Below are 20,714 nucleotides of genomic sequence, written 5' to 3'. Positions count from 1 at the left end.
CGGTCACGTCAACGCGTGGGGATCCACCGGACCAGCACAAGACACGGGATGCACGCGACGCAGGCCAGCGCGAAGTACACGAGCGGGCCCTGGGCCTGGTACACCCAGCCGCTGTAGGTGCCGGTGACCATCTGCGAGACGGCGTAGATCGCCGTGCCGAAGGCGAAGTGGGCCGCCTTGTGATCGGGGTGACAGCGCCGCATCAGGAACACCATCTGCGCCGCCACGGCCATGCCGCCGCACAGCTGCTCGATGACCATGATGATCGTGATCGCCGTCAGCGACGGCGCCATCCAGGCCGTGAAGTAGGCCGGGGCGTCGGCGAGGTTGCCCGCGCCCATCGGCAAGCTCGGCGCGGCGATCAGCAGGTACAGCGGCTGGGTCGCGCACATCAAGATCGTGATCGGGACGACCGCCCGCGCCAGCGAGCTGCGGGCGATCCACGCCCCGCCGAGCATCGCCCCGAGGATGCTGGCGCCCGTGCCGAAGCCGTTGATCACGCCGCGCTCCGCCGTGCTCACGCCGAGGTCGCGCAGCATGACCTTCGACATGTTGAACATCAGCGCGTCGCCCAGCTTGTATGTGAGCAGGAACAGCACCACCACCACCGCCCGGTCCTGGCGCAGGAAGCTGAGGTACGAGGCCCGCACGTGGGCCGCCCGCTCGGCGCCGCTGCGCTCCGGCACCTTGCTGGCGCGCCGGCTCCGTTCACCCGCGCTCGGCGGCAGCAGGACGCGGTGCACCACCGCGAGGATCAGCATCAGCCCACCCGCGAGACCGAAGCCGAGCAGCCAGCTGTGGCGCCCCCCGAGGTAGACCAGGCCCGAATTGCCGACCAGCATGGCGACCCGGAAGGCGGCGACGCGGGTGCCGGCGTGGCGGGCCTGGGCGTCCTTGTCGAGGGCGTCCATGTAGTAGCCGTCGCAGGCGATGTCGTGGGTGGCCGAGGCGACGCCGATGGCGATGAGCGTCAGCCAGATGAAGGTGGTGTCCTTCTCACCTGTCCCGAGGGCCAGGTCGTGGGCGAGCACCGCGAGCACGCCCATGAGCAGTCCGAGCAGCGCCTGGGTGGCGATCAGCCAGCGACGCAGGGTGCCGAACAGGTCGACGATCGGGCTCCACAGGAACTTGAGCGAGCTCGTGAGGTGCAGCGCCGAGGTGTAGCCGACCTGCGAGGGTGGCAGACCCGCGGCGGTGAAGAACTCCGACGCGATCTGGTGGAGGACCGACCAGGGTAAGCCCTCGGCGAAGTAGGTCGAGCCCGTCCAGGCGACCGTGACGGCGCCCTCGGACACCGGTCTCGGCGGCGGCTGCGGGTCGGGCGTCACCGCGGGCGAGAGTACACCTGCGCGGCGATCGACCAAGTTTGTGAGCACGTTGGGGGCGGGAATACGCAGCTCGAACACCGGGTTCTCGGCGGCATGACTGGCAAGACGATCCGCATCCAGAGGTTACGCTCCCCGCAGGCCCTGCTCGCCTTCCTGGGTCTGTCGGTCGCCGGCATCGGGGCGGCGGCCATGAGCTGCGGCCGGGCCGAGGCCGCGGGCGAGACGCTGTGGCGCGAGGGCACCGGCGCCCCGGTGGTCGGCGACAGCTTCGACCCGCGCCGCAGCCTGGCGCCGCTGATCAAGGAGATCGGACCGACAGTGGTCAACGTGCGGGTCGCCGGCAAGGCCCGCCCGCAATTCGACGTCCAGGGCATCGACCCGCGCATGCTGCCCTTCCTGGACATGGACCCGCAGCCGAAGCAGGGCGTCGGCTCCGGCGTGATCCTCAGCAGCGACGGCCTCGTCGTCACCAACCACCACGTGGTCGACGACGCCGACAAGCTCGAGGTCAAGCTCCACGACGGCCGCATGTTCAACGCCAAGGTGCTCGGCTCGGACCCGCTGACGGACATCGCCCTGATCCAGCTCGAGGGCGCGAAGGGCCTCAAGGCGGCCACCCTCGGCTCGAGCGCCAACATGGCGGTCGGTGACTGGGTGATCGCGATCGGCTCGCCGATGGGCCTCGAGCAGTCGGCGACCACCGGCATCGTCTCGGCCAAGGGCCGCGGCAGCCTCGGCCTCTACGCCAACAGCTACGTCGACTTCCTGCAGACCGACGCGTCGATCGCCCCGGGCTCGAGCGGCGGCCCGCTGTTCAACCTGAACGGGGAGGTGATCGGCATCAACACCGCCGTCAACGCCCGCGGTCAGGGCCTCGGCTTCGCGGTGCCGATCGACCAGGCCAAGCAGGTGATCCCGCAGATCAAGCACGGCGGCAAGGTCGTGCGCGGCTGGCTCGGCATCTCCGGTCGCGACATCGAGCCGGCCGTCGGCCGCGTCCCCGAGACCGGCGCGGTGATCGGCGCTGTCATGCCCGGCACGCCCGCGGCGAAGGCGGGGCTGCAGAACGGCGACCGCATCGTCGGCGTCGACGGCCACGACGTCGCCAGCTTCGGCGACCTCCGCGGCCGCATCGCCGAGCTCAAGCCCGGCAGCGAGACCACCCTGCGGGTCGCCCGCAAGGACAAGACCCTCACCCTCAAGGCGACCGTCGGTAAGCTCCCCGGCGAGGACGAGCTGCGGAAGATCGGCCAGCGCGGTCAGCGTGGCGAGGCCGGCGGGCAGCTGTTCCCCGACGGTCAGCCCCGCCTCGGCGTCGAGGTCGAGCCCGGCCCCGACGGCCTGCAGGTCCGCAGCGTGCGCCCCGGCTCGCTCGCCGACGAGCTCGGCCTCCAGCCAGGTGACCGTCTGCACTCGATCAACGGCGAGCCGGTCCGCAGCAGCGACGAGGTCGCCGCGGCGCTCGGCAAGGACAGCGGCCGCGTCGAGGTGAAGGTCAAACGCGGCGACGCCACCCACTCCGCGGTCATCGAGCGCCGATAATAGGGCGCCAGATAACGCACGCACTCCCGCGGCCGACGCGACGAGAGCAACGAGGGCGCACCGAGCTTGTCGGCCGCGCCCTCGCTGCTTATCCTCCCGCGCGCATGCGCGAGCGAATCCACAGCAAGGTCCTCATCCTCGGCGCCGGCCCGGCCGGCTACACCGCGGCGATCTACGCGGCCCGGGCCAACCTCGAGCCGATCATGGTCTGCGGACCGGAGCCGGGCGGGCAGCTCACGACCACCACCGAGGTCGAGAACTACCCCGGCTTCCCCAAGGGCATCACCGGCCCGGAGATGATGGAGGAGTTTCGCCAGCAGGCCGAGCGCTTCGGCACCGTCCTGCACTACGACCTCGGCGTCAAGGCGGACCTCTCGCAGCGGCCCTTCACCGTCGAGGGCGAGTCGGCGACCTACACCGGCGACACCCTGATCATCGCCACGGGCGCCTCGGCGAAGTGGCTGGGCCTGCCCAACGAGCAGCGCCTGCGCCTGAGCGGCGGCGGCGTCACGGCCTGCGCCACCTGCGACGGCGCCTTCTACCGCAACCAGGACGTCGTCGTGATCGGCGGCGGCGACACGGCGATGGAGGAGGCGACCTTCCTGACCCGGATGTGCCGCAGCGTCCACCTGATCCACCGCCGCGACAGCTTCCGCGCCAGCAAGATCATGCAGCAGCGCGTGCTGGACAGCCCCAAGATCACCGTGCACTGGAACCGCGAGGTCGTCGACGTGCTCGGCGGCGACCGCGTCGTCGGCGTGCGCCTGCAGGACACCGTGACCGGGGCCCAGGAGGACCTCGCGGTCACCGGCGTGTTCCTGGCGATCGGCCACAACCCCAACAGCCCGATCTTCAAGGGCCAGCTGGCGATGGACGAGGCCGGCTACCTGCAGACGATCCCCGGCAGCGCCGCCACCCGCGTGCCCGGCGTGTTCGCCTGCGGCGACGTGGCCGACAAGGTCTACCGCCAGGCCGTCACCGCCGCCGGCACCGGCTGCATGGCGGCGATCGAGGCCGAGCGCTGGCTCGCCGAGCACGCGTAGCGCCTGTCGACCACGCCGTGTCCGCCTGTCCTTTCAGACAGGCTCAGCTTCATGCTTGCGATCGTCGGCCCCGTGCCTGTCTTTTCGGACAGGCTCATCGGCGGCCCGTTTCCATCGCGCGCCTGTCCGAAGGGACAGCGACGCGGCTCGTCGTCAATACGAGAAGCGCCCGAACCGCGGACGGTCCAGACGCTTCAAACTCCCTCAGGAGCTGCGCTCAGCCGCCGATCGTCGGGGCGATGTAGCCGCCGATGGTGAAGGCGATGATGAGGGCGAAGATCACCAGGGACTCGATGAAGGCGAGGCCGAGGAGCATCGGGACCAGCACCTTGCCGGCCGAGTTCGGGTTGCGGCAGATGCCCTCGAGGGCGGCCGCGACGGCGCGACCCTGACCCATGCCACCGCCGAGAGCGGCGAGGCCGACGGCGATCGCCATGGCGAAGCCGTAGATCGAGCGCTCCGAGCCGGAGGTCTCGGCGCCGGCGGGCGCGGCGAAGGCGACCATCGGGACCAGGAAGCAGAACAGGAAGGCGGTGAACTTGGCGACGTTGCGGGACATGAGTGGGTTCCTAGGGCTGCGAGGGTTCTAGTGGTCTTCGGCGTGCTCGACCGCGAGGCCGATGTAGATGATCGCAAGCAGGGTGAAGACCAGGGTCTGGACGATGGCCACCACCGTGCCGAGCAGCAGGAAGGGCAGCGGCACGAGCAGGGGCACCATCATGGCGACGACGGCGACGACCTTGTGGTCAGCGACGATGTTGCCGGTGAGACGGAGCGAGAGCGACACCGGGCGGGCCAGGTGGCTGACGATCTCGATCGGCAGGAACAGCGGGAACAGCCAGGGGAAGCCGCCGATCTTCGGGCCGAGGAAGTGCGCCAGGTAGCCGAGGCCGTTGTTGATGACCCCGGCGACGTTGTAGACGAGGAAGACGATGAGCGCGAAGACGAGGTTGGTCTTCAGCGTGTCCGTCGGCGGGATCAGGCCCGGGATCAGGCCCTGGATGTTGCACACGAAGATGAACAGCGCGAGCGTGCCGGTCAGCGGCAGGTACTTGCGGGCGTTCTTCTCGCCCATCACGTCGACCGAGAGGTTGTAGACCGCGCCGATGAAGCCGTCGGTCATCGCCGCCAGGCCAAACTTGCGCGGCGGCACGACGCCCTTGTCCGGTCCGGCGATGCTGGCCCGGTACCGCGAGGCGAGGATCAGGATGAAGATGAAGGCGAGCAGCGCCCCGGCGACGTGCGTCAGGGTGAAGTGCGTCCCCTGAAACATCATGAACTTCGTCTCACGCCCCAGGTGCTCGGCGGCGCCATGCTCAAGCTGGGCCCAGAAGTCGGGCATCAGGAGCGTGTACCAGGAGTCGTGGTCACCCATAGCGTGGTCCGGAGGTCAGGCGCTCGTGTCGTCGGGGTCGGTGGGATCGGCGGTCCCGGAGTCGGTCCCGGAGTGGTTGAGTTCCCTGGCGCTCTGCAGCGCCGCTGCGGTGAAGCCTGCAAGAGCGACGAGCACCCCTGCCACCAACCCCTCGGGTCGGCCGGGCATGTACCAGAGGACGGCAGCGGTCGCAAGGGCAGTGGCAGGCCAGCGCAGGGCGGCCAGGAGCGGCGCGAAGCGGCTGGTGCGGGCGGCCGTCGCGTCGGGATCGGCCTCGGCGGCGAGCAGCACGGCAAAGCCGGCGCGAGCGAGCGAGAGCAGGTTGTAGAGCCCGATCGCGGCGCCGAACAGCACGCTCAGGGCCTGCTCGCGGCCGGCGAGGACGAGCGCGAGGAGGGCGGCGGCGAGGGCGAGCGTGAGGGTCCACAAGCCGATCCTTCGCACCCAACGCGCGAGGAGATCGGCGCGCTGTCGCAGGGACTGCGGGCTCATTTCGAATCCTCGGGGACGACAGCGCCGAGAAAGCCGCAGTCGCCTGTGAGTCGCAACAACGGAGGGCTCATGTGGGGCCCTCGGGGGGCTCGGGCGGCGCAGCGGCGCCTTCACGGGCCCGGGCCGCCTCGGCCGCCTCGGCCGCCTCCTCGGCGGCGATGACCCGGCTGAAGTTGCGGACCGTGCGGAGCACCGCGAGCACCGCCGCCGAGAGGCCGATGCCGAGGCCGATGTAGGTCGTCCACGGGGCCCAGTGGGTGACGTTGCGCTCGAGGTACCTGCCGAGGAAGGCGCCGACACCGACGGCCGCGGCCATCTCGATGCCGATCGACGCGGCCTCGGTCAGCTGGAACCAGCGGGCTCGTTCGACGATCTGCGGCCGCTTGTCCTGCTCGCCCATGCGGCCCCGGTTTACGCGCCGCGGGCGACGATCGCCAGCGCCTCGTCGGCGGCGGCCAGCGTGTGTTCAATGACGGCCCGGTCGTGCGCCACCGACACGAAGGCGGCCTCGAATTGGGAGGGCGCCAGGTACACGCCGCGGGCCAGCATCTCGCGGTGGAAGCGGCCGAACGCGGCCAGGTCACTGGCCTTCGCGTCGCTGTAATCGTGCACCTCGCCGCCGCGGAAGAAGCCGGTAAACATCGATCCGACGCGGTTGTTGGTCATCGCCACGCCGTGTCGCGCGGCCAGCGCGGCGATGCCATCGGCGATCGCGGCGGAGCTCGCCTCGAGCGCGGGATAAGGGTCCTCGCGCTCGAGGATGTGGAGGGTGGCGAGGCCCGCGGCGACGGCGAGCGGGTTCCCGCTGAGCGTGCCGGCCTGGTAGACCGGCCCGAGCGGGGCGATCTGCTGCAAGATCTCACGACGGCCGCCGTAGGCCCCGCAGGGCATCCCGCCGCCGACGATCTTGCCGAGGCAGACGAGGTCGGGCTCGATGCTGTAGCGGGCATGGGCGCCGCCGAGAGCGACGCGAAAGCCGGTCATCACCTCGTCGAAGATCAGCAGGGTCCCGTGGGCGCTGCACAGGGCGCGCAGGCGCTCGAGGTAGCCGGGCCGCGGCGGGACGCAGCCCATGTTGCCAGCGACCGGCTCGATGATGATCGCCGCGACCTGGCCGGGGTTGGCCAGGAGGACCTGCTCGAACGCGTCGGCGTCGTTGTACGGGACCGTGAGGGTGTCGTGCACGGTCGCCTCGGGCACGCCGCCCGAGCCGGGGATGCCGAGGGTGGCCGCGCCCGAGCCGGCGGCGACCAGGAGCATGTCGGCGTGACCGTGGTAGCCGCCGTCGGCCTTGACGATCTTGCTGCGGCCGGTGAAGCCGCGGGCCAGCCGCAGCGCGCTCATCGTCGCCTCGGTGCCTGACGAGACGAGGCGGACCATGCCGCCGCGCAGGGCCGGGACCAGGCGACACAGCAGCTCGGCGAACTCGACCTCGCCGGCGCTGCAGGCCCCGAAGCTGAGGCCGTCGCGGGCGGCGCGGGCGACCGCCTCGACCACCGCCGGGTGGGCGTGGCCGAGGATCGCCGGGCCCCAGGTGCCGACGTAGTCGATCAGCGTGGCGCCGTCCTCGGTGAGCAGGTGCGCCCCGCGGGCGGCGCGGATGAAGGGCGGGTCGCCGCCGACCGACTTGAAGGCGCGGACAGGGCTGTTGACGCCGCCGGGGATCACCGCCTGGGCCGCGGCGAACAGGGCCCGGCTGCGCGCGCCAGCGCGGCCGTCGCCCGGGTGTTGCACGTCGAAGTGGGGCTCACTCGTCGCCATCGTCGGCCTCCGGCTCCTCCTCGGGCGCAGCCTCCACTGGCACCACCGCCTCCTCGACGTTCGCGTCGTCCTGGTCGACGAGCCGCTCGATCGCCACCACGCGCTCGTCCTCGCCGGTGCGGATGACGCGGACACCCATCGTGTTGCGGCCGACCGTGGAGATCTCGGAGACGCGGGTGCGGATGACCTTGCCCTTGCTGGTGACGACCATGATCTGGTCGTCGGTCTGGACCGCGAGCGAGCCGACCACCGGACCGTTGCGGCCGTTGACCTTGATCGTGATGATGCCCTTGCCGCCGCGACCCTGGACCTTGTAGTCCTCCGCCGCGGTGCGCTTGCCGAAGCCCTGGGCGCACATCGTCAGGATCGCCGCGTCGGTGTCGGCGTCGAGCACGGTCATGCCGACCACCTGGTCGCCGGTTCGCAGGTCCATGCCGCGCACGCCGCGGGCGGTCCGGCCCATCGGGCGCACCTCGCTCTCCTCGAAGCGGATCGCCATGCCGCGCGCCGAGGTGAGCATGATGTGGCGCTTGCCGTTGGTCAGGCGGGCGTCGATCAGCTGGTCGTCCTCCTCGATCGTCGCGGCGATGATGCCGGTCGAGCGGATGTTGGAGAACTCGTCGAGCTTGGTCCGCTTGATGTACCCCTGGGCCGAGATCATGACGATGTAGTGCTCGCCGTCGTCGACGTCCTCGTCGCGGTACGGGACCATGCCGAGCACGCGCTCGCCCTCGCGGAGGTCGAGGAAGTTGACCAGCGCCTTGCCGGCCGACTCGCGGCGGCCTTGCGGCAGCTCGAAGACCCGGGTGTGGAACATCCGGCCGGTGTTGGTGAACAGCAGCACGTGCGAGTGCGCGTTGGCCTCGAACAGCTCGGTGACGAAGTCTGCGGTGTCGCGGCCGACGCCGCCCTTCACGCCGACGCCGCCGCGGCCCTGCACGCGGTACTCGTGGCTGGGCAGGCGCTTGATGTAGCCGGTGTTGGTGAGCATCACGATCATCGGCTCGTCAGCGACGAGGTCGATCGGCTCGATCTCCCCCTCGTCCTCGACGACGAGGGTGCGGCGGGCGTCGCCGTACTCGGCGCCGATGGCGGAGAGCTCGTCGCGGATCACCTTCATGAGCAGGGCCGGGTCGGCGAGGATCGACTCGAGGTACGAGATGATGCCGGACAGCTCGCGGTACTCGCCCTCGACCTTGTCGCGCTCGAGGCCGGTGAGCCGCTGCAAGCGCATGTCGAGGATCGCCTTGGCCTGGCGCTGGTTGAGCCGGTAGGGCTTGCCGCGGGCGGCCTCGACCTCGGCCTGCGGCCGGCCGCAGCGCTCGAGGAAGCCGGCGAAGCCTGACAGCGGCTCGCTGCACAGGGCCACGCGGGCCTCGTCCGGGTCCTTGGAGGCGCGGATGAGGGCGATGATGCGGTCGATCGCGTCGATCGCCACGCCGAGGCCCTCGACGATCTCCCGCCGCTCGAGCGCCTTGTGCAGCTCGAAGCGCGAGCGGCGGGTGACGACGGTGCGGCGGTGGTCGATGAAGTGGCCGAGGCAGTCGCGCAGCGACAGCAGCTGCGGGCGGCCGTGGACGATGGCGATCATGTTGACGCCGAAGGTGATCTGCAGGTCGCTCATCTTGTAGAGCGTGTTGAGCACCACCTGGGCCGCGGCGTCGCGCTTGACCTGGATCCAGATCCGCATGCCGGTGCGGTCGCTGTAGTCCTGGATGTCGCTGATGCCCTCGATCTTCTTCTCGCGCACCAGCTCGGCGATGTGCGAGATGAGCTTCACCTTGTTGACCTGATACGGGATCTCGGTGATGACGATCGCCTCGCGGCCCTTGTCCTCCTCCTCGATCTCGCACTTGGCGCGGATGGTCAGGCTACCGCGGCCGGTGTTGTAGGCCGAGCGGATGCCGGCGTGGCCGATGATCGAGCCGCCGGTCGGGAAGTCCGGCCCCTTCACGAAGGCCAGCAGGTCGCGGGTCTGGATCTTCGGGTCGTCGATCAGCGCGAGGCAGGCGTCGATCAGCTCGCGGAGGTTGTGCGGCGGGATGTTGGTCGCCATGCCGACCGCGATGCCGACCGCGCCGTTGAGCAGCAGGTTCGGCACGCGCGTCGGCAGGACGGTCGGCTCGAGCTCCTTTTCGTCGTAATTCGGCGCCCAGTTGACCGTGTCCTTCTCAAGGTCTGCCAGCAGCTCGCTGGTCAGCTTGGACATGCGCGCCTCGGTGTAGCGCATGGCCGCCGCCGGGTCGCCGTCGACGCTGCCGAAGTTGCCCTGCCCGTCGATCAGCGGGTAGCGCATCGCGAAGTCCTGCGCGAGCCGAACCAGCGCGTCGTACACCGACTGGTCGCCGTGTGGGTGGTACTTGCCGATGACGTCGCCGACGACGCGCGCCGACTTCTTGTAGGGCTGCGCGTGGGTGTTGCGCAGCTGGTCCATCGCGTACAGCACCCGCCGGTGCACCGGCTTGAGGCCGTCGCGCACGTCGGGCAGCGCGCGGCTGATGATGACGCTCATCGCGTAGTCCAAGAAGGAGCTACGCATCTCGTCTTCGATGTTGATCCCGGTTTTTTGCTCGCCTGCCGCCATAGGTGCCCGTGAGGGGGCGGGAGGATACCAAGACGGACCCGTCATGGCCACGAATTACGGCCCCAAAACGCCGTTAGGGCCCACGTAGGACGAGATCGCGCCTGGCCCGCAGGGCAGCTGTTCATCGCGTCTGGCGGGTCATCTCGCGTGTGCTGGAAGGCACGCGTAGATCCTCGCCCGGAAGCTCAGAGATCGGGCGCGCTCGTCGCCGAGATTTCCCGCCAATCTCGGGTTTTCGGGCCCCCATCGCGGGCTGTTCGGTGGGTCGGCGGCCCCGAGTTTCGCCTCACTGGCAGTTTCAATGCGTGAACTGTCAGTAATCTTCATTACAAATCACGGGGCCCAGCAGCACGCGGAACGAGGGTCCTATGGGAATGACGGCCGATCGATGCAGGTTCACCGACGCGGGCTCGAAGCCGGGTCACAGACTCGCAGGCGGGCGCACAAAGCACGTCGACAGGCGCTACCCGTGCGCTTGAGAGGCCCGGCGGCCTGCATCATCATCGAAAATGAGGAGGTTCTGAATGGAAGCAACCTGGTTCGTCGTCGCGGATCGCAGTCAGGCGCAGCTGTTTGAGGTCGAGGGGACCCGGCTCCGGCCCAAGCTCAAGCCGCTCGAGACCATCGAGCACCCCGAGGCTCGGCGCTCCGAGGCCCGGCGCAACGGTGCCAGCAGCTCGTCGGGCATGCGCGACCTGCTTGCGGACAACAACAGCACGCACGAGGAGCAGGACCGCAAGTTCGTGCGCCAGCTGCTCGATCGCCTGACACAGGCGCAACACCAGCGGCAGTTCGATCGCCTGGTGATCGCCGCTCCGGCGGACTTCGTCGGTCGCCTGCGCGAGCTCGCCGCGCGCAGCCTGGCGAAGTCCGTGGTCCGGGAGATCATCGGCGACTACACCAACGACACGCTGCACGCGCTGCAAGAGCGGGCGCGCCAGAAGGAGTGGCTGCACTGAGAACACCTGACCCATGGGACAGGTGAGCGCGCCCGGCCCCGAGCCGGGCGCGGCAATTTAAGGCTGCCGCCGCTGCCTGGCCACCGCCGGATAGCTCAGCCGGCCTCGCAGAAGTAGCGGGCCTCGACCTCGCCCGACTTCTTGAGGTCGAGGCAGGCCTGGCCGCACAGCTCGATCTGCATGTACGGCTTGGTCCACACCCAGCCGCTGTCCTTGGCGCAGTTGACCGCGGCGGGGACCTGGGACTGCTTGATCCACACCTCGAAGAGCTCGGGCTCGCTGGGCTCGGGAGTCACGTCGATCACGCAGCTGAGCGTGTCGTCGACGATCTGCTGCAACGCGGCCTGGAGCTCGATCTGGCTGGTCGTCTCGTAGAAGCCCTGCGGGTTGTTGGGGTTTAGCTTGCCGCCAGCGGTCGCCAGCGACTGCAGGTCCGCGCTGACCATCGGATCGACGTCGATGCCGACCACGTAGGTGGGGATGCCCATGTCGTGGGCCGTCTTCACCAGCCCGAGCGCCTCCTTGTACACCTCACCGGCGCAGGTCTTGCTGATCTCGCCGTCGGCGACCATGAGGGCGAAGCGCTGCTTGTTGGGGTCGAGCGCTTGCAAGTAGGTGTAGGCCGCCTTCAGCCCCGACTCCATCGGCGTGCCGCCGAGCACCGCAAAGTCAGCCGCGGGGATGCCGGCGAGCACGCCCGCGGCGTTCATCGGGGCGATCTCCACCTCGACGCCCGGGTTGACGATGCAGGCGCCGACGTTCTCGTACGAGCCGGCGTCGATCTTCGGGTAGAGCTTCACGCCGAAGTTCACCGTCTTGTTGAACTTGGTGACGACCGACTCGACCACCCCGTGGAGGCTGTACCAGCGGGTCACGGTGGGCGTCTGCGGGTTGTCGTCGTGGTCCCACTTCTGCATCGACATGCTGCCCGACTTGTCGAGCACCAGCAGCACGTCGGAGGGTGTCGGCACGATCTTCGTCTTCTCGACCTGACACGGGGTCGGCCCGCTGCCGGTGCTGCTCTCGCCGCCGCTGCTCTCGCCCGGCCCGCCCGTGCTGGCGACCGCGCCGGTGCTCGCGCCCGAGGTCGTGCCCTCGCTCGCGCTGTCCGAGACATCGCCGCTGCTCGCGTCGCCGCTGCTCTGCGAGTCGCCGCTCATGCTGCCCTGCGTCGTGTCCCCTGCGCTCGCGCTCGCCGAGGCGCCCGAGGTCGTCGGGGTGGTCGCGCTCTCGCTCACGCTCGTGATGTTGCTGGCGCTGTCACTCAGGCCGTCACTCGCGCTCGCGCTCGCGCCTCCAGAGTCACCGCAGGCGAGGGACAGGGCCAGGGGGGCGAGGAGCCAGCTCATCGAAGCGCGCGTCATGGGAGATCTCCGGGCGAAATTGTCCCCCATGATGCGCGAGCGCGCGTCCGAGCGCCACTTCCTGTCAGGGGCCAGCGAAGGCAGGTCACCCACCCGCAAGGGCGCTCAAGTCCGCGCTCCCCCCGGGCCCCGGTAGCTCGGTTACTGTGGGTGTATGCAGCGTGCCTCGCTTCGCCGAGTCGGCCGGGTTTGGGCCGTGATCACGGCCATGGGCGGTCTCTCCGGGTGTGGCGACGACCTCCCCGCTGTCACGACCGAGGCCGGCAACTCGAGCAGCACGAGCGAGGCGACGACCACGCCGACCTCCGGCCCCCTCGACACCGGCGTGATGACCAGCGACCCCGGGCCCACCACGGACACCCCGACCGGCGGCGACGCATCCACCACGGCGCCGACCAGCGCCGGCCCCAGCACGAGCGACAGCGACAGCGACAGCGACACCAGCGGCGCCACCACGGACACCGGCACCGGCGGCAACCAGGCGCCGGTGGCCCTGAGCGACACCTACGTCGGCAAGGCCAGGCAGGTGCTCGCCCCCGACGCCGCCATGGGCGTGCTGAAGAACGACTACGACCCCGACGGCGACCCCCTGACCGTGATCGCGTCCGACCCGATCACCGCCAACGGCGCCGACCTGACCATGCCGCCCGACGGCTCCTTCACCTACCAGCCGCCCAGCGACCTGTGGGGCGACGATAGCTTCAAGTACAAGATCTACGACGGCAAGGACGGCTTCGCGAGCACGATCGTGAAGGTCTCGCTGAGCCCGACCGCGATCCCGCTCGCTGCGATCGCCGCGGGCAAGCGCGGCTTCGCGATCGACGGCGCCACCGCGGACGACTACTCCGGCCGCGCCGTGCACCACATCGGCGACCTCAACAAGGACGGCTTCGGCGACCTGCTGGTCGCCTCGCCGAGCGCCGCCGGCAACACCGGACGGGCCTACGTGGTGTTCGGGCGCAGCGCCGGCGATCCAGTCCTGCTCGCCAAGCTCGAGGACCTGAACGCCGGCTTCGAGATCACCGGCGAGGCCGCCGGCGACATCGCTGGGACCTCCGTCAGCGGCGCCGGCGACGTCAACGGCGACGGCATCCCCGACATCCTGATCGGCGCGCCCAAGGCGGCGACCAACGGCATCGCGTCCGGCGCCGCCTACGTCGTGTTCGGCAAGGCCGACAGCACCCCCGTGTTCCTCGAGCTCGTCGCCCTCGGCGAGGGCGGCTTCCAGATCGTCGGCGAGGCCAGTCAGCACTTCGCCGGACACAGCGTCCAGCGAGCCGGCGACGTCAACGGCGACGGCCTCGCCGACCTGGTCATCGGCGCCTACGGGGCCGAACCCAACGGCATCCTGTCCGGCCGCGCCTACGTGGTGTTCGGCCGCGACGCCGGCAAACCCACCGCGCTCAAGGACATCAGCGCCGGCTCGGGCGGCGGCTTCACCATCAACGGCGAGGCCGCCTTCGACTTCGCCGGCAGCGCGGTCGCGGGCGCGGGCGACGTCAACGGCGACGGCCTCGACGACGTCATCGTCGGCGCCTACGGCTCGGACATCGTCGCCGACACCGCCGGTCGGGCCTACGTCGTGTTCGGCAAGGCCAGCGCGACCCCGGTCGACCTGAAGAAGGTCGCGGGCGGGCTCGGCGGCTTTGCGATCGACGGCGAGCTGGCCTTCGACGTCGCCGGCCAGGCCGTCGGCGGCGCGGGTGACTTCAACGGCGACGGCCTCGCCGACCTGCTGGTCGGCGCGCCGCTGGCCGACGCGGGGAGCAAGGACGCGGGCCGCAGCTACCTCGTGTTCGGCAAGAAATCCACCGAGGCCGTGAAGCTGGCCGCCGTCACCATGGGCGTCGGCGGCCTCGCCATGGACGGCCAGCAGGTCCGCGACTACAGCGGCTTTTCGGTCGACGGCGCCGGCGACGTCAACGGCGACGGCTACGACGACATCATCATCGGCGCCTACGGCTCCAACCCGATGGGCGACGCCTCGGGCCGCAGCTACGTCGTGTTCGGCAAGCCGGACACCCAGCTCACCCCGCTGGGCGTCATCAGCAACGGCGACGGCGGCTTTGCGATCGACGGCGAGGTCAGCGACGACTACTCCGGCTTCGCCCTCGCTGGCGCCGGCGACGTCAACGGCGACGGCTTCGCCGATGTCATCGTCGGCGCCTTCGGCAACGACACCAAGGGCGACGGCGCCGGCCGCAGCTACGCGGTGTTCGGCGGCGACTTCAGTCACCTCGCCCGCTCGGTCGGCGGCAGCGGCCCCGACAACCTCGCCGGCACCGACGCGCCCGAGATCTTCGTCGCCGGCCGCGGCGACGACGTGATCACCGGCATGGGCGGCGCCGACATCGTCTACTGCGGCGACGGCAGCGACGAGGTCCGCGTCATCGACCTCGCCTTCCGCCGCGTCGACGGCGGCGAGGGCCACGACCTCCTCCGCATCACCGGCGCCGGCCTCACCCTCGACCTCAGCACCCGCCCCGACAACGAGCTCGTCAGCCTCGAGGAGATCGACCTCGCCGACGGCGACAACACGATCGTGCTCGCCCGCCGCGACCTGCTCGCGCTCACCCGCGTCAGCCACGAGCTCACCATCACCGGCAGCAAGGGCGCCGTCGAGGCCAACCTCAGCGGCGGCGGCTTCGTCGACAAGGGCGTCATGAACGCCTTCCAGGTGTACAGCGACGGCATCACCACCCTCCGCATCGCCCTGGACCTCGACAAGAACGTGACGCTCTGAAATCGTCTCCGCGCCGATGCCGAGCGACGCCCGCCTCGAGATCCTCAGCTCCCGCGGCCTGCCCGGCTGGCTCGCCGACCACGACACGAGCCTGGCCTTCACGACCTACCAGGCCGGCAAGCTGTTCCTCCTCGGCCGCCATCCCGACCGCCGCCTCTCCCTCTTCGAGCGCAGCTTCAGCCGCTGCATGGGCCTCTGCGCCCACCACGACTCGCTGTGGCTCAGCACGCTGTTCCAGGTCTGGCGCCTCGAGAACGCCCTCCCCGCCGGCCACGTCCAGGACGGCCACGACCGCCTCTACATCCCACGCGTCGCCTACACCACCGGCGACCTCGACGTCCACGACCTCGCCGTCACCCGCGACCACCAGGTCGTGTTCGTCAACACCCTGTTCTCCTGCGTCGCCACCCTGTCCGAACGCGCCAGCTTCGTCCCGCTCTGGCGCCCTCCCTTCATCTCCCGCCTCGCCGCCGAGGACCGCTGCCACCTCAACGGCCTCGCCCTCGAGCACGGCGCCCCCGCCTTCGCCACCCTCGTCGGCCGCAGCGACGTCGCCGACGGCTGGCGTGACCACCGACGCAGCGGCGGCTGCGTCTACGACCTCCGCACCAGCGAACCCGTGTGCGAGGGCCTGTCGATGCCCCACTCGCCGCGCCTCCACGACGGACGGCTGTGGCTGCTCGAGGCCGGCAGCGGCCAGCTCGGCTGGGTCGACCGCGAACGCGGCCGCTTCGAGCGCGTCGCCTTCCTCCCCGGCTACGCGCGCGGCCTCTGCATCGTCGGCGACCACGCCGTCGTCGGCCTGTCCAAGCTGCGCCGCAGCCGGACCTTCGCCGACCTCGAGCTCGGCGAACAACTGAGCGCCCGCGGGGCCGAGCCGCGCTGCGGCCTCATGGTCATCGACCTGCGCAGCGGCGACGCCGTCCACTGGCTGCGCCTCGACGGCGTCGTCGAGGAGCTCTACGATGTCGCCGCCCTCCCGGGCGTGCAGCGCCCGATGGCCCTCGGCCTCCAGTCCGACGAGATCCAGCGGACCATCACCATCGGCGAGCCATGACCCCACGCGCCGCCCTCCTCGCCGCCGCCCTCCTCGCCTGCGCCCCGCCGCCGCCGCCACCATCGCCTGTCCTCCAGGACATGACCGTTTCGACAGGTCCCAAAGCACCTGTCCCGACGGACATCCTACCCAAGACCACCACCGAGGCCCCCGCCACCGCCCCGCCCACCGCACCGCTCGCCGCACCGCCGACCACCCCCGACCCCCGCCTCGCCGAGACCCGCAGCAACGACCCCCGCATCAACGCCCCCTACCGGGCCCGCGGCGCCGCCCCTCGCTGGGCCCGCCGCTTCGAACGCGACGGCCGCGAGGTCCACGACCACCGCGCCGAGATCGTCCGCGCCCTCGCGCTGCGCCCGGGCATGGCGATCGCCGACCTCGGCGCCGGCACCGGCCTGTTCACCGTCGCCTTCGCCGAGGCCGTCGGACCCACCGGCACCGTCTACGCCGTCGACCTCATCCCCGCGTTCCTCGCCCACATCCGCAAGAAGATCGCGCGCGCTGGACTCACCCAGGTCCAGCTGATCCAGGCCAGCGATCGCAGCGCCGAGCTCCCGCCCGCCAGCGTCGACCTCGTCTTCATGAGCGACGTGTACCACCACCTCGAGTACCCGCAGCACGTCCTCGCCTCGCTGCGCCAGGCCCTGCGCCCTGGCGGCTCGCTGTGGGTGATCGACTTCCAGCGCGAGCCCGGTCGCAGCCCCGCGTGGGTCCTCAGCCACGTACGCGCCGGCAAGGCAGAGATCCTGCGAGAGCTCGCCCTCGCCGGCTTCGAGCTGGTCGCCGAGCCCCCGCTCCTGCGCGACAACTACGTCCTCCAGCTGCGCCCGCGAGCCGGCTGACCAATCAAGCCTCGACTTCCACGTCTGCAGCGACAGCTGGACGCCATCCGCGGTCGTCTGCGCCGCTCAGCGCAGCGAGGTCAGCGTGCGCCCGCCGTCGATGACGTGCAGCCCGCCCGTGATCCACCCGGCCTCGTCGCTGACGAGGAAGGCCGCCAATGCCGCGATCTCCTCCGGCTGCCCCGGCCGACCCAGCGGGTGCGTGCTGCGAGCCCGCTCGAGGAACGCCGCGTAGTCGCTGACCGCGTTCCCGGTCACGTGCAGCTCGCTCACCACCACCCCCGGATTGATCGCGTTGACCCGCACCCCATGCGGCGCCAGCTCGAGCGCCAGACACTGCGTCAGGGTGTTGATCGCCGCCTTGCTCACGCAGTAGCCGAGCAGGTTGGCGTAGGGCCGCAGCCCCGCCACGCTCGAGAGGTTGACGATCGACCCGCGCACGCCCGCGATGATGTGCGGCGTGGCCCGATGCGTGAGGTCGTAGACGGCCTCGAGGTTGCAATCGAGGAGCCGTCGCCACTCGTCCGGCCGCGGCGGCGAGATCGAGTCGTTGCCGATCACCCCCGCCGCGTTGACCAGGATGTCGAGCCCGCCGAGCCCCGCCACCGCCTGCTCGACCGCGCTGGCGTTGTCCGCCGGCCGCGTGTGCTCGGCCACGATCTCCAGCACCGTCACCCCATGCGTGCGGGCCGTCGCCGCCGTCTCGGCCAGCCGCGCCGCCCGACGCCCCGTGATCGCCACATGGGCCCCCTCCTCCGCGAAACGCAGCGCGATCGCCCGACCGATCCCACTGCTCGCACCCGTGACCAGAGCTCGACGACCGCGCAGCTTCATGGCGCCGCACCCTAGCAGCCGCCGACTACATCCGGAAGGTGTACTCGAACTCCGCGCCGTCGCGCGCCGCCCGGTACTTCGCCGTCTTCGCCACCTTCGCCACACAACCACCCAGCGCGCCCGACTGCAGCCCCATCGGCGTCGCCGACTTCACCTTGCCGTTCGCCCCCACCTCCACCCGCAGCCCCACCGCCATGTTGCGCATCGCGTAACCCGAGCACTCCGTCTTCACCCGCGCCGCCAGCTTGCTCATCCCGCCCGCTAGCTCGATCGAGGTCAACCGGTCCGGCAGCGGCGCCCGCACCCCCGGCCGCTTGCTCTTGCCCTTCGCATCCTCCTCGTCTCCCCCCACCTCCGGGTCCTCCCCCACGAGATCCGGCGCCTCTCCCGGTTCTACGGGCGGCACCGGCGCAGGCTCGGGCACCGGCACAGGCTCGGGCACCGGCGTGACAACCTGTACCTTCGGACCGGTCTTCGAGGACATGTCCTTCGGTTCAGGCACCGGCGCGGGCGGAGCGACCGCGACGACCTCGGGCACCGACTCACGACCGGCCGCGTACGCCCACAGGACCACGGCGGCGACCACGATCACCCCGACGAGCGCGAGCAAGAGCGGCAGCCCGCGCCGCGGCGGGTCCTGACTGACGATCATGACCGGCCGCGCGTTGGCCTCGATGGCCGCGAGCGCCTGGTGCATCTCGCCGATCGTCGCGTAGCGCTGGTCCCGATCCTTGGCCAGGCTCTTGAGACAGATCGCGTCGAGGCTCTCCGGGATCTCGCGATCCGGCGCCGCCTCGCGGGTCGATCGCACCTCCTCCATCAGGTGCTGCGTCAGCGTCGCCATGAAGCTCTCGCCCGCGAAGGGCACCCGCCCGGTGAGCAAGCGGTAGAGGATCACGCCGACCGCGTAGATGTCGACCCGGGCGTCCGGCGGCAGCCCGCGGATCAGCTCCGGCGCGACGTACTCCGGCGTGCCCATCAGGCCGCTGTTGGTGTTTGATGGCTGCTCCGTGCCGTACTCATCGATGATCTTGGCGATCCCGAAGTCGAGCACCTTGATGAAGTCGGGGTCGTCACCGCGGCGCACGCGGAACACGTTCTCCGGCTTCATGTCGCGGTGGATCACCCCCTGCGTGTGCGCAGCCTCGAGGGCGGCGCAGATCTGCCGGGTGATGTGCACCGCGCGGCGCCACGGCAGCGCGCCGTCGCGGTTGCTGGTCGTCGCCAGGTCCTCGCCCTCGAGGTGCTCCATCACCAGGAAGGCCAGGCCGCCGCTCGTGTAGCCGAAGTCGGTGATGTCGACGACGTTCTGCTGGCGGATCCGCGACGCCGCGCGAGCCTCCCGGAGGAAGCGCTCCACCTCGTCCGGCTTGCGCGCGTGGCTCGGGCTCAGCACCTTGATCGCCACGCGCTTGTTGATCAGCACATGCTCGGCCAGATACACGGTGCCCATCCCGCCCGAGCCGAGCTGCTCAAGGATCTTGTAGCGGTCGTTGAGCGTGTGGCCGATCAGGTCGTCGGGCGAGTCGAACTGGATGCGCACCGAGCGACCCGGCCCGCCGCGAACCTGAGTCGCGTCCGGGTCGCCCCCGCGGGGCGGCGCTCGCGAGCTGTCCGGGGCGGCCATCCGCCCGCAGCATAGCGGATTCTCCAGCTTCGATCGCGGCCCGCAGAGCCCGCCCGGGCAGAGTCGCCCATGCGTCTGGACCAGCCGACGAGCTGACCCAAGAGCCAGCTCCGAAGGAACCCCTAGAACTGCCAGCGCAGCGCCAGCCCGAGGGCCCGCGGCGACATCGTGGGCGCCACGGCCACCTTGTTCGTTCGCCCGCCGCGCAGGCCCACCACCAGCAAGCCGACGCCCGCCCCGAGGGCGAGCCCCGCGATCACGCCGCCCGCGATCGCCATCCGGTTGCCGACCTTGCCGTCGTGGTCGATCTCCTGCAGCGCCGGGTGTTCGGCGGGCAGGGTCGGCATCGCCGCGACCAGGGCGTCGCCATCGGCCTCCGCCCGCTTACCTCGTACCAGACCCGCCGCCATCAAGCCCACCATCGCCAGGCCCACCCCCGTCAGCACGCCGCCCGCGATCACCAGCGGCTTGTCGATCTTGCGCGGCGGTCGCTGTGGCTTCTTCGTCGAGGTCTCGCCTGGCTCGGTCGGCGGCGTCACGGCGACGACATCGTCACGCGGGTACTCGACCGTCGCGCAGTCGAGCTCCGGCGCCGTCTGCTGCGCCGCGGCGACCTGCTTGCGGAGGTCCGTCCGCAGCTCGATCGCCCGCACCGTGTCCGGCGAGCGCTTGCCCTTGCGGCCGCGCGCCAGCTCCGTCGCGTCGATGAACTCGGACAGCGCCTTGTCGGCCGCACACAGATGCGCCGCCGGGTGCTCCTTGCCGCGGACGCGTCCCCCCGCCGAGAACGCGGCGCGCTGCACATCGACCATCTCGAACAGCACGCCCGCCCGCAGGTGCGACGACTCCGGGATCCCCTCGTAGGCCGCCGCGAACTCGCTCGCCGCGACCGCATAGTGCCCCGCGTCGCGCTCGGTGATCCCGCGGTTGTAGTGCTGCTCCGCCTCCGGTGAGATCGCCGGCTCGGCTCGCGCCACGCTCGGCACCAGCGACGCGAACACCACGGCGACGCCGACGATCGTGCAGAGACAGGTGGGCGCGCGCTCGGAGGGACGTTGCATGCAGTCGCGCGGAGGCGCGCGACTGCGGCCCCGGAGCGTCCGGAGGATAGATCGCCCACGCGCTCATCCGCAAGCCAGCCGATGCCGGTCCCAACGACCCCC

General features: G+C 70.7%; 17 protein-coding genes. 6 read left to right on the top strand and 11 right to left on the bottom strand.

Annotation, left to right across the window (positions count from 1 at the left end):
- Window positions 1-8: 8 nt before the first annotated feature.
- On the bottom strand, window positions 9-1,328 hold the full coding sequence (locus IPJ59_RS06815) for an MFS transporter (RefSeq protein ID WP_293270305.1): 1,320 nt from the start codon (window positions 1,326-1,328) through the stop codon (window positions 9-11).
- Window positions 1,329-1,421: 93 nt separating this feature from the next.
- Between IPJ59_RS06815 and IPJ59_RS06810 the strand changes: the two genes are divergently transcribed.
- Together IPJ59_RS06810 and trxB are read left to right on the top strand one after the other, a co-directional pair.
- Window positions 1,422-2,870 carry a trypsin-like peptidase domain-containing protein gene (locus IPJ59_RS06810; protein WP_293270303.1) on the top strand — a complete coding sequence of 483 codons (1,449 nt, stop codon included), beginning with the start codon at window positions 1,422-1,424 and terminating at the stop codon, window positions 2,868-2,870.
- Between the two features lie 104 nt (window positions 2,871-2,974).
- Window positions 2,975-3,913: a thioredoxin-disulfide reductase gene (gene trxB, locus IPJ59_RS06805; RefSeq protein ID WP_293248626.1), complete on the top strand. Its 939-nt coding sequence runs from the start codon at window positions 2,975-2,977 to the stop codon at window positions 3,911-3,913.
- Window positions 3,914-4,130: 217 nt separating this feature from the next.
- On the opposite strand, the gene IPJ59_RS06800 is transcribed toward trxB, so the two are convergent.
- The 6 genes from IPJ59_RS06800 to gyrA form a co-directional block, all read right to left on the bottom strand.
- A complete protein-coding gene (locus tag IPJ59_RS06800; protein ID WP_293248629.1) occupies window positions 4,131-4,472 on the bottom strand; it encodes an ATP synthase F0 subunit C in 342 nt (113 codons plus the stop codon).
- Between the two features lie 27 nt (window positions 4,473-4,499).
- Entirely contained in the window at window positions 4,500-5,255 is a 756-nt protein-coding gene (gene atpB / locus IPJ59_RS06795) for a F0F1 ATP synthase subunit A (protein WP_293270301.1), read from the bottom strand.
- A 48-nt stretch (window positions 5,256-5,303) separates the two neighbouring features.
- The gene (locus tag IPJ59_RS06790; RefSeq protein ID WP_293248634.1) at window positions 5,304-5,780 is read right to left on the bottom strand and encodes a hypothetical protein; all 477 of its coding nucleotides are present in this window, start codon (window positions 5,778-5,780) and stop codon (window positions 5,304-5,306) included.
- A gap of 67 nt (window positions 5,781-5,847) precedes the next feature.
- Window positions 5,848-6,180 (bottom strand): AtpZ/AtpI family protein, encoded by a 333-nt coding sequence (locus IPJ59_RS06785; RefSeq protein ID WP_293248636.1) that lies wholly within the window; start codon window positions 6,178-6,180, stop codon window positions 5,848-5,850.
- Window positions 6,181-6,191: 11 nt separating this feature from the next.
- On the bottom strand, window positions 6,192-7,541 hold the full coding sequence (gene hemL, locus IPJ59_RS06780) for a glutamate-1-semialdehyde 2,1-aminomutase (RefSeq protein WP_293270299.1): 1,350 nt from the start codon (window positions 7,539-7,541) through the stop codon (window positions 6,192-6,194).
- Window positions 7,528-10,080 (bottom strand): DNA gyrase subunit A, encoded by a 2,553-nt coding sequence (gene gyrA / locus IPJ59_RS06775; RefSeq protein ID WP_463673350.1) that lies wholly within the window; start codon window positions 10,078-10,080, stop codon window positions 7,528-7,530. The genes hemL and gyrA overlap by 14 nt, the downstream gene beginning before the upstream one ends.
- Window positions 10,081-10,649: 569 nt before the next feature.
- On the opposite strand from gyrA, the gene IPJ59_RS06770 reads away from it, so the two are divergent.
- Window positions 10,650-11,084, top strand: a complete 435-nt coding sequence (locus tag IPJ59_RS06770) for a host attachment protein (RefSeq protein ID WP_293248640.1) — start codon at window positions 10,650-10,652, stop codon at window positions 11,082-11,084.
- A 95-nt stretch (window positions 11,085-11,179) separates the two neighbouring features.
- Here the strand turns inward: IPJ59_RS06770 and IPJ59_RS06765 are convergent, their stop codons facing one another.
- A complete protein-coding gene (locus tag IPJ59_RS06765) occupies window positions 11,180-12,448 on the bottom strand; it encodes a vWA domain-containing protein (protein WP_293270295.1) in 1,269 nt (422 codons plus the stop codon).
- Window positions 12,449-12,656: 208 nt separating this feature from the next.
- Between IPJ59_RS06765 and IPJ59_RS06760 the strand changes: the two genes are divergently transcribed.
- From IPJ59_RS06760 to IPJ59_RS06750, 3 genes are read left to right on the top strand one after another with little or no spacing between them, the layout of a single operon-like run.
- Window positions 12,657-15,191, top strand: a complete 2,535-nt coding sequence (locus IPJ59_RS06760; protein WP_293270294.1) for an Ig-like domain-containing protein — start codon at window positions 12,657-12,659, stop codon at window positions 15,189-15,191.
- 16 nt (window positions 15,192-15,207) lie between these two features.
- Window positions 15,208-16,248: a TIGR03032 family protein gene (locus IPJ59_RS06755; protein WP_293270292.1), complete on the top strand. Its 1,041-nt coding sequence runs from the start codon at window positions 15,208-15,210 to the stop codon at window positions 16,246-16,248.
- On the top strand, window positions 16,245-17,090 hold the full coding sequence (locus IPJ59_RS06750) for a class I SAM-dependent methyltransferase (RefSeq protein WP_293270290.1): 846 nt from the start codon (window positions 16,245-16,247) through the stop codon (window positions 17,088-17,090). Before IPJ59_RS06755 ends, IPJ59_RS06750 begins: the two co-directional genes overlap by 4 nt.
- 66 nt (window positions 17,091-17,156) lie before the next feature.
- Here IPJ59_RS06750 and IPJ59_RS06745 read toward each other — a convergent pair whose 3' ends face one another.
- From IPJ59_RS06745 to IPJ59_RS06735, 3 genes are all read right to left on the bottom strand, one after another.
- Window positions 17,157-17,924 carry an SDR family NAD(P)-dependent oxidoreductase gene (locus IPJ59_RS06745; protein WP_293270288.1) on the bottom strand — a complete coding sequence of 256 codons (768 nt, stop codon included), beginning with the start codon at window positions 17,922-17,924 and terminating at the stop codon, window positions 17,157-17,159.
- A gap of 25 nt (window positions 17,925-17,949) precedes the next feature.
- Window positions 17,950-19,551: a serine/threonine protein kinase gene (locus tag IPJ59_RS06740; protein WP_293248655.1), complete on the bottom strand. Its 1,602-nt coding sequence runs from the start codon at window positions 19,549-19,551 to the stop codon at window positions 17,950-17,952.
- A 122-nt stretch (window positions 19,552-19,673) separates the two neighbouring features.
- Window positions 19,674-20,612, bottom strand: coding sequence for a hypothetical protein (locus tag IPJ59_RS06735; RefSeq protein ID WP_293248658.1), 939 nt, complete (start codon window positions 20,610-20,612; stop codon window positions 19,674-19,676).
- Window positions 20,613-20,714 lie beyond the last annotated feature (102 nt).

This window comes from Nannocystis sp. (assembly GCF_016714285.1).
Taxonomy (GTDB): Bacteria; Myxococcota_A; Polyangia; order Nannocystales; family Nannocystaceae; genus Nannocystis.
This window is presented reverse-complemented; position numbering and strand designations above follow the sequence as displayed.

Bases quoted from the DNA above. Each gene is read 5' to 3' on its own strand.
- hemL (WP_293270299.1), bottom strand. From the start codon at position 7,541: ATGGCGACGAGTGAGCCCCACTTCGACGTGCAACACCCGGGCGACGGC.
- atpB (WP_293270301.1), bottom strand. From the start codon at position 5,255: ATGCCCGACTTCTGGGCCCAGCTTGAGCATGGCGCCGCCGAGCACCTG.
- IPJ59_RS06770 (WP_293248640.1), top strand. From the start codon at position 10,650: ATGGAAGCAACCTGGTTCGTCGTCGCGGATCGCAGTCAGGCGCAGCTG.
- gyrA (WP_463673350.1), bottom strand. From the start codon at position 10,080: ATGCGTAGCTCCTTCTTGGACTACGCGATGAGCGTCATCATCAGCCGC.
- IPJ59_RS06760 (WP_293270294.1), top strand. From the start codon at position 12,657: ATGGGCGGTCTCTCCGGGTGTGGCGACGACCTCCCCGCTGTCACGACC.
- IPJ59_RS06785 (WP_293248636.1), bottom strand. From the start codon at position 6,180: ATGGGCGAGCAGGACAAGCGGCCGCAGATCGTCGAACGAGCCCGCTGG.
- trxB (WP_293248626.1), top strand. From the start codon at position 2,975: ATGCGCGAGCGAATCCACAGCAAGGTCCTCATCCTCGGCGCCGGCCCG.
- IPJ59_RS06800 (WP_293248629.1), bottom strand. From the start codon at position 4,472: ATGTCCCGCAACGTCGCCAAGTTCACCGCCTTCCTGTTCTGCTTCCTG.
- IPJ59_RS06790 (WP_293248634.1), bottom strand. From the start codon at position 5,780: ATGAGCCCGCAGTCCCTGCGACAGCGCGCCGATCTCCTCGCGCGTTGG.
- IPJ59_RS06735 (WP_293248658.1), bottom strand. From the start codon at position 20,612: ATGCAACGTCCCTCCGAGCGCGCGCCCACCTGTCTCTGCACGATCGTC.
- IPJ59_RS06740 (WP_293248655.1), bottom strand. From the start codon at position 19,551: ATGGCCGCCCCGGACAGCTCGCGAGCGCCGCCCCGCGGGGGCGACCCG.
- IPJ59_RS06765 (WP_293270295.1), bottom strand. From the start codon at position 12,448: ATGACGCGCGCTTCGATGAGCTGGCTCCTCGCCCCCCTGGCCCTGTCC.
- IPJ59_RS06755 (WP_293270292.1), top strand. From the start codon at position 15,208: ATGCCGAGCGACGCCCGCCTCGAGATCCTCAGCTCCCGCGGCCTGCCC.
- IPJ59_RS06750 (WP_293270290.1), top strand. From the start codon at position 16,245: ATGACCCCACGCGCCGCCCTCCTCGCCGCCGCCCTCCTCGCCTGCGCC.
- IPJ59_RS06810 (WP_293270303.1), top strand. From the start codon at position 1,422: ATGACTGGCAAGACGATCCGCATCCAGAGGTTACGCTCCCCGCAGGCC.
- IPJ59_RS06745 (WP_293270288.1), bottom strand. From the start codon at position 17,924: ATGAAGCTGCGCGGTCGTCGAGCTCTGGTCACGGGTGCGAGCAGTGGG.